The 12,681-nt window shown below is 70.2% G+C and carries 10 protein-coding genes; 6 read left to right on the plus strand and 4 right to left on the minus strand.

The window, feature by feature from the left end; all coding sequences use genetic code 11:
- Positions 1–12: 12 nt before the first annotated feature.
- Together OOK07_RS40375 and OOK07_RS40380 are read left to right on the plus strand one after the other, a co-directional pair.
- Positions 13–3,108, plus strand: coding sequence for a glycoside hydrolase family 2 TIM barrel-domain containing protein (locus tag OOK07_RS40375; protein WP_266801560.1), 3,096 nt, complete (start codon positions 13–15; stop codon positions 3,106–3,108).
- Between the two features lie 151 nt (positions 3,109–3,259).
- Positions 3,260–5,503: a glycoside hydrolase family 9 protein gene (locus tag OOK07_RS40380; protein WP_266801561.1), complete on the plus strand. Its 2,244-nt coding sequence runs from the start codon at positions 3,260–3,262 to the stop codon at positions 5,501–5,503.
- Here the strand turns inward: OOK07_RS40380 and qcrB are convergent.
- Entirely contained in the window at positions 5,494–6,957 is a 1,464-nt protein-coding gene (gene qcrB / locus OOK07_RS40385; RefSeq protein ID WP_266802285.1) for a cytochrome bc1 complex cytochrome b subunit, read from the minus strand. The two genes, OOK07_RS40380 and qcrB, sit on opposite strands and share 10 nt — an antisense overlap.
- 5 nt (positions 6,958–6,962) lie before the next feature.
- Positions 6,963–7,901, minus strand: a complete 939-nt coding sequence (gene sigJ, locus OOK07_RS40390) for an RNA polymerase sigma factor SigJ (protein ID WP_266801562.1) — start codon at positions 7,899–7,901, stop codon at positions 6,963–6,965.
- A gap of 168 nt (positions 7,902–8,069) precedes the next feature.
- On the opposite strand from sigJ, the gene OOK07_RS40395 reads away from it, so the two are divergent.
- Positions 8,070–9,683 (plus strand): DHA2 family efflux MFS transporter permease subunit, encoded by a 1,614-nt coding sequence (locus OOK07_RS40395; protein ID WP_266801563.1) that lies wholly within the window; start codon positions 8,070–8,072, stop codon positions 9,681–9,683.
- On the plus strand, positions 9,680–10,309 hold the full coding sequence (locus tag OOK07_RS40400; RefSeq protein WP_266801564.1) for a hemerythrin domain-containing protein: 630 nt from the start codon (positions 9,680–9,682) through the stop codon (positions 10,307–10,309). Before OOK07_RS40395 ends, OOK07_RS40400 begins: the two co-directional genes overlap by 4 nt.
- 138 nt (positions 10,310–10,447) lie before the next feature.
- Here the strand turns inward: OOK07_RS40400 and OOK07_RS40405 are convergent, their stop codons facing one another.
- Positions 10,448–11,170 carry a 2OG-Fe(II) oxygenase gene (locus tag OOK07_RS40405; RefSeq protein ID WP_266801565.1) on the minus strand — a complete coding sequence of 241 codons (723 nt, stop codon included), beginning with the start codon at positions 11,168–11,170 and terminating at the stop codon, positions 10,448–10,450.
- A 14-nt stretch (positions 11,171–11,184) separates the two neighbouring features.
- A complete protein-coding gene (locus OOK07_RS40410; RefSeq protein ID WP_266801566.1) occupies positions 11,185–11,676 on the minus strand; it encodes a methylated-DNA--[protein]-cysteine S-methyltransferase in 492 nt (163 codons plus the stop codon).
- Positions 11,677–11,821: 145 nt separating this feature from the next.
- Here OOK07_RS40410 and OOK07_RS40415 point away from each other — a divergent pair, with 145 nt between their 5' ends.
- Entirely contained in the window at positions 11,822–12,067 is a 246-nt protein-coding gene (locus tag OOK07_RS40415) for a hypothetical protein (protein ID WP_266801567.1), read from the plus strand.
- Between the two features lie 3 nt (positions 12,068–12,070).
- Positions 12,071–12,448: a toxin Doc gene (locus OOK07_RS40420; protein WP_266524452.1), complete on the plus strand. Its 378-nt coding sequence runs from the start codon at positions 12,071–12,073 to the stop codon at positions 12,446–12,448.
- The last annotated feature ends 233 nt before the right edge of the window (positions 12,449–12,681 follow it).

The following is a 12,681-nucleotide window of genomic DNA, read 5'->3' on the forward strand; positions in this document are numbered from 1 at the left end:
AGGGGAGCCGCCATGACAGTGACTCGGAGATCGGTCCTGATCGCTTCCACGGCCGCGCCGGCGGCCGGAGCGCTTCTGGGCACCCCGGTGGCCCGGGCCGCCGAGGCCGCGGCGGACGGATCCGGCCGCCGCACGCTTGCCCTGCGCGACGGATGGCGCTTCGCGCTGGTCGACCCGGGCGGGATCACCGACCCGACCGGCGCCTACGCACAGGCCGCCGACCCCGGCTACGACGACTCGGCCTGGCGCGAGGTCGCGGTCCCGCACGACTGGAGCATCGAGCAGACCCCGACCACCGAGCACGGCACCACCAGCGGCACCGGCTTCTTCCCCGGCGGCCTCGGCTGGTACCGCCTCGCCTTCACCCTGCCGTCCGGGTTCGCCGGCAAGCGGATCTCGGTGGAGTTCGACGGCGTCTACATGGACTCGTACGTCTACTGCAACGGCACTCAGGCCGGCCGGCACCCGTACGGCTACACCGGCTTCGCCTTCGACCTGACCGACCTGCTGCACACCGACGGCTCCACCGAGAACGTGATCGCCGTCAAGGTGCAGAACCAACTGCCCAGCAGCCGCTGGTACTCGGGTAGCGGCATCTACCGTGAGGCTCGCCTCGTGGTCACCGAGCCGGTGCACGTGGCCCGCTGGGGCACCCACGTCACCACGCCGGACATCACCCGCGAGCGGGCCGTCGTACGCGTACGGACCTCCGTGGTGAACGAGTCCCGCGCCGCGAGCGAGGTCGAGATCCGCTCGACGGTCAAGGACCCGGGCGGGCGGACGGTGGCCCGCCGGGCGACCACGGTGAACGTGACCGACAAGGCGGCCGAGATCCATGAACTCACGGTCCCCGGCCCCAAGCTGTGGGACATCGAAGCCCCGCACCGCTACACCCTGGAGACGGAACTGCGCGTAGGCGGCAAAGCGGTCGACACCTACCGCACCACCTTCGGCATCCGCAGCTACCGCTTCGACCCCGACGAGGGCTTCGCGCTCAACGGCACCCCCACCAAGATCAAGGGCGTCGACCTGCACCACGACCAGGGTGCCCTCGGCGCGGCGATCAGCATCGACGCGGTGCGCAGACAGCTGACCATCATGAAGTCGATGGGCGTCAACGCCTTCCGCACCTCCCACAACCCGCCCTCGCCGCAGATCATCCAGGTCTGCGAGGAACTGGGCATCGTGATGATGGTGGAGGCCTTCGACTGCTGGCGGACCGGCAAGACGACGTACGACTACGGCCGCTTCTTCGACGAGTGGTGCGAGAAGGACGCCACCGAGATGGTCCTCGCCGCCCGCAACTCGCCCGCCGTCGTCCTGTGGTCCATCGGTAACGAGATCCCCGACTCCACCTCGACCGCGGGCCTGGGCATGGCCGACCGGATCATCGGCGCGATCAAGGCCGTCGACGACACCCGGCCGCTGGTCATCGGCTCGAACAAGTACCACGGTGTGCCCGCCAGGGGCTCCGCGGCCGACCTGATGCTCGCCAAGCTCGACGGGCTCGGCCTCAACTACAACACCGCCACGTCGGTGGACGCTCTGCACGCGGCCTACCCACATCTGTTCCTCTTCGAGTCCGAGTCCTCCTCGGAGACTTCGACGCGCGGCGCGTACCAGGAGCCGGAGCACCTCAACACGGGCGAGAACCACACCCCTGGCAGGCGCGCCACCTCCTCGTACGACAACAACCTGGCTTCCTGGACCATGAGCGGGGAATACGGGCACAAGAAGGACCGGGACCGGAAGTGGTTCGCCGGCCAGTTCCTCTGGTCGGGCATCGACTACATCGGGGAGCCCACGCCCTACGACGTCTTTCCGGTGAAGGCGTCCTTCTTCGGTGCGGTCGACACGGCCGGCTTCCCCAAGGACATGTACTACCTGTTCCAGAGCCAGTGGACCGGCGAGCCCATGGTCCATCTGCTGCCCATGACCTGGAACCACGCAGAGGGCGACACGGTCGAGGTGTGGGCGTACTCCAACGTCGCCGACGTCGAACTGTTCCTCAACGGAAAGTCCCTCGGCACGCGCGCCTTCGACACGAAGAAGACCACGGACGGCCGTACGTATCTGGAGACCACGGAGGCGACCGGCGACGACAAGACCTTCACCACGGGCCCCTATCCGGGCAGTTACACCAGCCCGAACGGCAGCGCGGGCAAGCTCCACCTCGTCTGGAAAGTGCCCTACGAGCCGGGCGAGCTGAAGGCGCTGGCCCGCAAGGGCGGCAAGGTGGTCGCCACCGACGTGCTGCGCACGGCGGGCGCACCGCACGCCGTACGGCTCACAGCCGACCGCAAGTCCCTGGCCGCGGACGGGCGTTCACTCGTGTTCGTCTCCGCGGACGTCGTCGATGCCCGCGGAGTGGTGGTGCCCGACGCCGAGCACCTGATCACCTTCGACGTGAAGGGTGGCTCGCTCGCCGGACTCGACAACGGCCGCGAGGAGAGCGCCGAGCGTTACCAGGCGAGCACCCGCACCGCCTTCCACGGCATGGCGCTCGCGATCGTGCGCTCGGGTACCAGGGCCGGCACCCTGAAGGTGACCGCGCGGGCGGAGGGGCTGCGGCCGGGCACGGCGACCGTGCGCACCACACACGCCGGATCGGTCGCCACCACTCCGGCGCCCGCCTTCGCACCGCAACACCCGGCGCCCCCGAACCACCCGTCCGCTGACGCCAGTTACTCGGGCCGCCCGGACACGCTCCCCGCCGCGATGCTGGACGGCGACGCGGCCACCGGCTGGTCCAACGCCTTCGCCAAGTCGGCCACGGCCCTGCTGCCCGCCTTCAACGGCGCCCGGACGGAGGACTGGATCTCGGTGGACTACGGCCGGGCCCGCACCTTCGACCGCGTGGAGGTCTCCTTCACCGTGGACGCGACCCACAGCCTGCCCGCTTCGGTCGAGGTGGCCGTGTGGAACGGCCACCGGTACGTGCCCGTCACCGGAGCGGCGGTCGACTGGGCCACCGCCACGGACGCGCCGACGATCATCACCTTCGCCGCCGAGCGCGGCTCCCGGCTGAGGCTCACGCTGACCAGCGCTCACCCGGGTGAAGCCGCCGGCGCGGTGCGGATCAGCAAGCTGGAGGCGCCCGGCAGCTGAGCGGGTCGTGACGGTCCGGGCGGAAAACCAGTGCCGTCCGGACCGTTGACGGGATGTCATGGCGCGAACAAACATGAGCTGCATCCGCATCTGGGAGCGCTCCCATCGTCTTGGCGAGCGTCACCCGCCCCTCCGCCCGAGGAGCCCAGACGTGAAACGACGCAGAACCGTCCTGCTGACCATCACCGCCCTGTTGGGGACGGCACTCACCGCGTTACCGGCCGGACCGGCCGCCGCGGACGAGGTCGAGCAGCTGAAGAACGGCACCTTCGACACCACCAGCGACCCCTGGTGGACGACCACCAACGTCACCGCAGCCCTCTCCGACGGACAGCTCTGCGCGGACGTGCCCGGCGGCACCGCCAACCGCTGGGACGCCGCCGTCGGCCAGAACGACGTCACTCTGGTGAAGGGAGAGTCGTACAAGTTCAGCTTCAAGGCGTCCGGTTCGCCCGGGGGACACGTGGTGCGGGCGATCGTCGGGCTCCAAGCGGCGCCGTACGACACCTATTTCGAGGTGAGCCCGCAGCTGAGTGTCTCCGGCGACACCTACTCGTACACCTTCACCTCGCCCGTCGACACCACACAGGGCCAGGTCGCCCTCCAGGCGGGCGGGAGCCCGGACGCCTGGCGGATGTGCATGGACGACGCGTCGCTGCTGGGCGGGGTGCCGCCCGAGGTGTACGAGCCGGACACGGGGCCGCGGGTGCGCGTCAACCAGGTCGCCTATCTGCCGTCGGGCCCGAAGAACGCCACGCTCGTCACCGACGCCACCTCGAAACTGCCCTGGCAGCTGAAGAACGCCGAAGGGGCGACGGTCGCCCACGGCCTGACCGTGCCGCGCGGGGTCGACGTCTCCTCCGGGCAGAACGTCCACTCCATCGACTTCGGCGCCTACCGCAAGCGCGGCAAGGGGTTCACGCTGGTGGCGGACGGGGAGGCGAGCCGCCCGTTCGACATCGGCACCAGCGCGTACGAGCAGCTGAGGCTCGACTCGGTGAAGTACTACTACACACAGCGCAGCGGCATCGCGATACGGGACGACCTGCGGCCCGGGTACGCGCGTGCCGCCGGGCATCTCGGCGTGGCTCCGAACCAGGGCGACGTGAAGGTCCCCTGCCAGCCGGGTGTGTGCGACTACACCCTCGACGTGACCGGTGGCTGGTACGACGCGGGCGACCACGGCAAGTACGTCGTCAACGGCGGTATCGCCACCTGGGAGCTGCTGAGCACCTACGAGCGCGAACTGCTGGCCCGCACCGGGGAGGCCAGGAAGCTGCGGGACGGCACCCTCGCCATCCCGGAGAGCGGGAACAAGGTGCCCGACATCCTCGACGAGGCCCGCTGGGAGCTGGAGTTCCTGCTGAAGATGCAGGTGCCCGACGGGCAGCCGCTGGCCGGCATGGCACATCACAAGATCCATGACGAGCAGTGGACGGGCCTGCCCCTGCTGCCGAGCGAGGACCCGCAGAAGCGCGAACTGCACCCGCCGTCCACCCAGGCGACCCTCAACCTGGCGGCGACGGCCGCGCAGGCGGCCCGTCTGTACCGGCCCTACGACCGCGCCTTCGCGGCGAAGGCACTGACGGCCGCCCGCAAGGCCTGGTCGGCTGCCCTCGCCCACCCCGACATGTACGCCTCCGCCAGTGACGGCATCGGAGGCGGCGCCTACGACGACTCCAACGCGACGGACGAGTTCTACTGGGCGGCGGCGGAGCTGTATCTCACCACGGGGCAGAAGCAGTTCGCGGACTACGTGCTCAACTCCCCGCAGAACACGGCGGACATCTTCGGCGGCCTCGGCTTCGACTGGGGCAGGACGGCCGCGGCCGGACGGCTGGACCTGGCGACGGTGCCGAACCGCCTGCCCGGCCGGGACAGGGTGCGCCGGTCGGTCGTCGAGGCCGCCGACCGCTATCTGGCGACGCTCAGGTCACAGCCGTACGGGATGCCCTACGCGCCCGCGGACAACATCTACGACTGGGGCTCCAGCCACCAGGTCCTCAACAACGCCGTGGTCCTCGCGACGGCGTACGACCTCACGGGTTCCTCGAAGTACCGTGACGGCGCGGTCCAGAGCATGGACTACATCCTCGGCCGCAATGCGCTGAACATCTCGTACGTCACCGGTTACGGCGAGGTCAACTCCCATAACCAGCATAGCCGTTGGTACGCACACGAACTCGACCCGAACCTTCCGAACCCGCCGCACGGCACCCTGGCCGGCGGACCCAACTCGTCCATCCAGGACCCCTACGCACAGAGCAAACTCAAAGGCTGCGTAGGCCAGTTCTGCTACATCGACGACATCCAGTCCTGGTCGACGAACGAGACGGCCATCAACTGGAACGCGGCCCTGGCCAGGATGGCGTCGTTCGTGGCGGATCAGGACTGAGGCTCGCGCTCGACGAGTTCTCCCTGCCGCCGATGGGCGGTCAGGGTGTGCAACTCGGCCTGAGCGAGCGGCTGGTGCACCTCGACGTACTCGCCGTGCGGCAGCCGCTTGATCACGCCGGTCTCCCGGCCGTGCAACACCAGTTCACGGTCGCGCAGTTGGAGACCCAGGCAGATGCGACGGGTGACGACGAAGACGACCGCAGGGAGGAGGAACACCGCGACGCGGACCGTCCAGGTGACCGTGTTGATGGACAGGTGCAGGCGGGTGGCGACGATGTCGTTGCCGCCGCCCGCCAGCAGGATCAGGTAGAGGCTGATCCAGGCCGCGCCGACGGCCGTGCGGACGGGGCGGTTGCGCGGTCGGTCCAGGAGGTGGTGCTCGCGCCGGCCGCCGGTCACCCGGGACTCCAGGAAGGGGTAGATCCCGATGAAGACCAGGAGGAGGGGGAAGACCACGACCGGGACCAGCACACCCAGTACCAGCGTGTGGCCCCACAGGGTGATCTCCCAGCCCGGCATGACCCGGACCAGGCCCTCCGCGAAGCCCAGGTACCAGTCGGGCTGGGCGCCCGTGGAGACCTGGTCGGGGCGGAAGGGGCCGTAGACCCAGACCGGGTTGACCGTCGCCACGGCCGCGACGAGCGAGAGGGCGCCGAAGACCAGGAAGAAGAAGCCGCCCGCCTTCGCCAGGTACACCGGCATGAACGGCGTGCCGATGACGTTGCGTTCGGTCCGGCCCGGCCCCGCGAACTGGGTGTGCTTGTGGTGGACGACCAGGATGAGGTGCGCCACGACGAGCGCGGCCATGACGCCCGGGATCAGCAGGATGTGCAGCGAGTAGAAGCGGGCCACGATGTCGTGACCGGGGAACTCGCCGCCGAACAGGAACATCGACAGATAGGTGCCGACGACGGGCATCGACAGCAGGGCGCCGTTGACGAAGCGCAGGCCGGTCCCCGACAGCAGGTCGTCCGGCAGCGAGTAGCCGAACAGGCCCTCGAACAGGCCGAGGAGGAGCAGGGTCCAGCCGAACAGCCAGTTGATCTCACGGGGCCTGCGGAACGAACCGGTGAAGAAGTGCCGCATCATGTGCGTGAGCATCGCGGCCACGAAGACCAGCGCCGCCCAGTGGTGCAGCTGCCGGATCAGCAGGCCGCCGCGCACGTCGAAGCTGATGTCGAGCGTGGAGGCGTACGCCTCGGACATCCGCACGCCGTTGAGCGGGACGTAACCGCCGTGGTAGGTCACCTCGTTCATCGACGGGTGGAAGAACAGCGTGAGGTACACGCCACTGAGGATCAGCACCACGAAGCTGTACAGGCAGATCTCGCCGAGCAGGAACGACCAGTGATCGGGAAACACCTTGCGCAGGTACTTCCTGCCGAGTGAGTGGATGCCGAGACGGCCGTCGAGCCAGTCGGCGACGCGCTCGCCCTTGCCGGGGGTCTCCATGGCGCTCACTCCGCCTCCGCCCCCTCGCCCTGGTCCTCGTCCTCGTCCTCGTCCTTGTGCACATGCGTGAGCTTGTCGGGGTTGGTGACGATGTACACGTCGGACACCCGGTCGCCCTCGGGGGTGAGGTCCATGACCATCACGGCGTACGGGGAGTCACCCTCGAACAGGACGGCGGCCTCGTCGCCGTTGACGCGGCGGTAGCGCAGGTCGAGGTTCTGCGGGCCGCGCCGTGCCGCGTACGACGTGATGAGGCGGACCGCCTTGTCCCGGCCGTGCACCGGACGCAGCCCCGCCGGCCTGCGCTTGCCGCCGCCGTCCGTCCACACCGTGACGTCCGGCGCCAGGATCTCCATCAGCGCGGCGATGTCCCCGCCGAACGCGGCCCGTACGAACCGCTCGGTCGCCTCCCGCCGCACCCGCGGATGCGCCTGGTACAGCGGTCGCCGGGCATGGACATGGCCCCGCGCGCGGTGCGCGAGCTGCCGTACCGCCGCAGGGGTGCGGTCGATGATCTCCGCGATCTCGGTGTGGGCGTACCCGAACACCTCGTTGAGGACGAACACCGCGCGTTCCAGCGGGGTCAGTGACTCCAGGACCACCAGCATCGCCATGGACACGGACTCGGAACGCAGGACCGGGTCGTCGGCGCTCGCGTCGTCGGCGACCAGCGGTTCGGGCAGCCAGGGGCCCACATAGGTCTCGCGGCGGCGGGTGATCGAGGCCCTGCGCTGCAGGGCGTGGTTGACGGCGATGCGGACCAGGTAGGCGCGCGGATTGGCGACGCCGGCGGCGCCCCGGCCCGACCACGACAGCCAGGTCTCCTGCAGCACGTCCTCGGTGTCGGCGACGCTGCCCAGCATGTTGTAGACGAGGCCGAACAACAGCTCCCGATGGTCCATGAAGACATCGGTCGCCTCATCGGTCACAGCGCGTTCGGACATACGTGGGCCTCCCCGGTGGCGTACTCACTGCTGCGAGGCCGCCAAGGGGTCGGAATGTGACATCCAAGAGGCGAAATGTGACCCACGTCTCAGGAAAATCCCGCCGTGTCACACTCGCCCGCCGCCCCGCCCTCTTGAACGCGAGTCCGACACTAGGAGACCGACATCGTGTTCAAGAAGTGGCACGGCAACCCGTGGGCGATTCTCGCCACCCTTTCTCTCGGGTTCTTCATGACGCTCCTCGACCTGACGATCGTGAACATCGCGATCCCGCAACTGGGCGAGGACCTGGACGCGTCCCTCGACGAGATCCTGTGGGTCGTCAACGCCTACACCCTGGCGCTGGCAGTCCTGCTGATCACCGGAGGGCGCCTCGGCGACCTGCGCGGCAAACGCAACCTCTTCGCCGCCGGAGTCGCCCTGTTCACCCTGGCGAGCCTCGCCTGCGGCCTGGCCCAGGACCCCGCGCAGCTGATCGCGTTCCGGGCGGTGCAGGGGCTGGGCGCGGCGCTGCTGATGCCGCAGACCCTGTCGATCATCGCCGAGGTCTTCCCGGCCGACCGGCGCGGCGTGGCGATGGGGATCTGGGGAGCGGTCGCGGGCGTGTCCGGAGCGCTCGGGCCGATTCTCGGCGGGGCCCTGATCACCCACCTGAGCTGGCGGTGGATCTTCTTCGTCAACCTGCCGTTCGGTGTGATCGTGCTGGTGATGACCGTGGCGATCATCCCGGGCGCACAGCGCACGGTACGCCACAGCTTCGACACCCTCGGCGTGCTCCTCGCCTCAACTGCCCTGTTCTGTCTGGCCTTTGGGCTCACCGAGGGACAGCGCTACGACTGGAACCGCTGGATCTGGAGCCTGTTCACTTCGGCCGCCGTCCTGTTCGCCGCATTCCTGCTGCACGAACGCGGCCGGCAGACGGGCGAGCCGCTGGTCCCGTTCGCGCTCTTCCGCGACCGCAACTTCACCCTCGTCAACGTCGTCGGCGTCACGGTGTCGTTCGGTGTCGTCGGCATGTTCCTGCCGCTGACGATCTACCTGCAGTCCGTGCTCGGCTTCAGCGCCCTCAAGTCCGGTCTGGTCCTGCTCCCCGTCGCCATCGGCTCCTTCGTGACGGCCGGGCCCGCCGGCGCCCTCGCGGACAGAATCGGCGGCAAGTTCATCCTCATGGGCGGCCTGCTCGCCTGGGCGGCCGGTCTGACGTGGGTGGTGGCGGTCGCGGACGTCGGGTCGGGATGGCTGAGCATCGCCCTCCCGCTCCTGCTCACCGGGCTCGGCGTCGGCTGCACCTTCGCTCCGATGGCCACCGAGGTCATGCGGGGCGTCCCGGCCCGGCTCGCCGGAGCGGCCTCGGGTGTGACCAACGCGCTCAGGCAGGTCGGCTCCGTGCTCGCCGGCGCCGTCGTGGGCGCGGTGCTGCAGAACCAGCTCGCCTCCGCGCTGACGGACCGGGCCCGCGAGAGCGCCGGCCGGCTGCCCGCCGGGTACCGGGACTCCTTCGTCGCCGCCTTCTCCGGGGCCCGGCCCGATGTCGGCGCCCCGCAGCAGGGCGGCGTGCCGCACGGGGTGCCGCAGGACGTCGCCGAGCGCATGCGTGCCCTCGGCCAAGAGGTCTTCGGCCACGGCTTCGTCGACGCCATGGGCCCGGCCGTGTACGTGTCCGCGGCCGTGCTGCTCACCGGAGCGCTCGCCTGTCTCGCCGTACGGCGCCACCGCGGCCCGTCCGCCAACCCCCATGCCCTGCCCGTGTCCGATCCCGAACTGGAAGAGGCCAACCGATGACCGACAGTCCGCAGAAAACGATCGACTTCACCCCGATGTACGCCTCCCACGACGCCTTCCGCCGCGACATGGAGCGCCTCGCGGCCGCCGTCGCCGAAGGGCGGGCCCACTCGCCCCAGGTCCGCGCCGGCTGGGAGAACTTCAAGCGCCAGCTGCACATCCACCACACCACCGAGGACGGCGGTCTGTGGCCGCGGGTGCGCGAACGCGCCGCCGGACGGCCTCGCGACCTCGCCCTGCTGGACGACATGGAGGCGGAACACTCCCGCATCGACCCGCTGCTCGCGGCGGTCGACAACGCACTGGCCGACCGTGCGCCCGAACTACCCGATCTGGTACGGGCGTTGACCGCCACCCTCGACGACCACCTCAAGCACGAGGAGGACAGCGCCCTTCCGCTGATGCAGGACGTCCTGACGGCAGCCGACTGGGCCGCCTTCACCGGCCGCATCCGCAGGACCCAAGGTCTGCGCGGCGCCTCGGTGTTCGTACCGTGGATCGTCGACGGCGCCCCGCCGGCCGACCGCGCCCGCTTCCTGGGCGCCCTGCCGCCGCCGGCCCGGATCCTCAACCGCCTGCTGTGGGAGGGGAGGTACCGGCGCAAGGGCCTGTGGGCCGACGTGTAGGGGCTGCTGGTGTCCCGTCGGGCAACGATTACCCGTCAAGGAGCGGCGTCCGGTCCACGACGGGCAGGCGGACCTCCCACGCCCCCGCGGCAGGTGGGGCGGGCGTCGCGACGGGGCGAACGTCACCTGTCGGGGGCACTAGGACGCGTCATGGAAGACGATGCCCAGCGTGTGCCGGCGGCCTGAGCGGACCGTGCTCACGCCGTGCCGCATCGCTCCGGCCGACCAGCCGCGCCTGGTGCGCACCGGCCGGTCCCGGGTGGTGAAGACGAGGCCGTGGCCCTGCCGCAGCTCGGTCGCCGTACCCCGGGACTGGGCCCGGGGCCGCTGCTCGACCATCAGGAACTCGCCGCCGCAGTAGTCGCCGCCCGGTTCGTCGAGACCGACGACCACCTGCAGCGGGAAGAGCATGTCGCCGAACACGTCACGGTGCAGGGCGTTCCAGTCGCCCAGCCCGTAGCGCAGCAGGATCTGTGCCGACCGGTCCTGACCGGCCGCATGACACGCCTCCAGCCACTCCTGCAGGGAGTCCGGCCAGGGCGCCGGACGGCCGAGCCGCCCCGCCCAGTCCCGCGCGATCGGCAGCAGACGCGGGTACAGGGCGGCGCGCAGCGAGGACACCGGGGCCGGCAGATCGTGGGTGAAGTACCGGTACTCACCGGAGCCGAAGCGGTGCCGCGCCATGTCGACCGTGGTCCGGAACAGCTCCGGCTTCTCGTACAGCGCGACCAGTTCACGGCACTCGGCGGCCGTCAGCAGGGGACCGGTCGGTGCGCTGCCGTGCACGTCCAACTCGGCGGCGAGCGCTGCCCATTCGGTGCCGGCGACGCGCCTTCGGGCCTGGGCCTCGGTGAGAGTCATGCCGTCTCCTCCCCTCACACCAGCATCTGCTGCAGTGCACCCTCGTGCGTCAGCAGACGCACCTTGCGCTCGACACCGCCCGCGTACCCGCGCATCGAACCGTCGGCGCCGATCACCCGGTGGCAGGGGAGGACGACCAGCAGCGGGTTCGCGCCCACCGCGGCGCCCACGGCCCGGATCTCGCGCCGCGGCACGTCCAGCCGCGAGGCGAGTTCCCCGTACGTCGTCGTGGTGCCGTACGGGATCTCGTCGAGCGCCTGCCACACGCGCTGCTGGAACCCGGTCCCCCGGGGCGCGAGGCTCAGGTCGAAGCGGGTGAGCCGGCCCTCGAAGTAGGCGGAGAGCTGCCGGGCGGCCTCGCCGAACGCCTCGTCGTCGCGCCGCCAGCCGGCACGTACGACGGGGGCGTTGCGCTGCACCGGCATGGACAGTGAGGTCAGCGTCGTCCCCTCGCCCACCAGGAGCAGTTCACCCACGGGGCTGTCGATCTTCGTGTACGTCGTCATGGCTCAAGTCTGCTGCGCCGCGCGGCGAGTCACCGGCGGGAATCGGACCTGGTCCTCTGCCGGTCCGGGCCCGGAAGGTACCGTCGTGCAGGTGCTGTGACCTGCAGATATTTACGAGTAAGTACCCCAGCGGTACCGTGAAGGTATGCCAGCCCTGAATGTCGAGTTCAGCGACCGCGAACTTGAGGACCTGCGGCAGATCGCCAAGGAGCGCGGTACGTCGATGAAAGCGCTCGTGCGCGAGGCCGCCGCCGCGGACATAGCCCGGCACCGCGCGCTGCAGGAGGGCGCGGAAGCTTTCCGCCGCTTCTTCGCGTCCCACGCCGACGAGTTCGCGGCCGCCTTCCCCGATGACGAACCAGCCCACACGAGCGAGGGGTGGGTCGCCTGACCGATGGCACCCGTCATCCACATCGACGTGCCCTGGCTGCTGCAGCGCCACGAAGAGGTCCTGCCGGACCAGCCCACCGTCAACGACTTCTCCGCGCTGGTCGCCGCCGTCGCCCGCCACCGCGTCGACCCGCCGCGCCTGGGCGTGGACTCCGACCCGGCCTGGCGAGCCGCCGCCCTGCTGCACACCCTCGCCCTGCTCAGGCCCCTGCCCGCGGCCAACGCGCGCTTCGCCTGCGCGACGGCCGTGGCGTACATGTTCGTCAGCGGCGTCGGCATCGACCCGCCCTACGGCGCCCTCGTCGACCTGGCCCGCGATCTGATGTCCAACAAGGCCGATGTCTACGGCGCGGCCGACCGGCTGCGCTCCTGGCAGATCTGAGAGCCGTCGACCCGCCCCCGGGGCCGCCGACCGAGGGCGGGAGGAACAAGGTCGGCGGCCCGTGCGGCGCAGGAGAGCCGCCATCCTGCGCAGGGCCTCCGAGAAGGGCCGGTACCCAGTGCACTACGGCGTGGTGCGCGCCGGGAGCGTGCGCGGCGCTCCGGCGCGTGCGCCTCTTTCACACGGGGCGCATGGAATGACGAAAGGTCATGCGGGTGAGGCGAGTTGTCGCC

Origin of the sequence: Streptomyces sp. NBC_00078, assembly GCF_026343335.1 — a bacterium.
In the GTDB taxonomy this organism is placed as follows: Bacteria; Actinomycetota; Actinomycetes; order Streptomycetales; family Streptomycetaceae; genus Streptomyces.

Excerpts from the sequence above, each read along its gene's own strand:
- OOK07_RS40415 (WP_266801567.1), top strand. The coding sequence starts at position 11,822 with ATGCCAGCCCTGAATGTCGAGTTCAGCGACCGCGAACTTGAGGACCTG.
- OOK07_RS40375 (WP_266801560.1), top strand. The coding sequence starts at position 13 with ATGACAGTGACTCGGAGATCGGTCCTGATCGCTTCCACGGCCGCGCCG.
- OOK07_RS40405 (WP_266801565.1), bottom strand. The coding sequence starts at position 11,170 with ATGACTCTCACCGAGGCCCAGGCCCGAAGGCGCGTCGCCGGCACCGAA.
- qcrB (WP_266802285.1), bottom strand. The coding sequence starts at position 6,957 with ATGGAGACCCCCGGCAAGGGCGAGCGCGTCGCCGACTGGCTCGACGGC.
- OOK07_RS40420 (WP_266524452.1), top strand. The coding sequence starts at position 12,071 with ATGGCACCCGTCATCCACATCGACGTGCCCTGGCTGCTGCAGCGCCAC.
- sigJ (WP_266801562.1), bottom strand. The coding sequence starts at position 7,901 with ATGTCCGAACGCGCTGTGACCGATGAGGCGACCGATGTCTTCATGGAC.
- OOK07_RS40400 (WP_266801564.1), top strand. The coding sequence starts at position 9,680 with ATGACCGACAGTCCGCAGAAAACGATCGACTTCACCCCGATGTACGCC.
- OOK07_RS40410 (WP_266801566.1), bottom strand. The coding sequence starts at position 11,676 with ATGACGACGTACACGAAGATCGACAGCCCCGTGGGTGAACTGCTCCTG.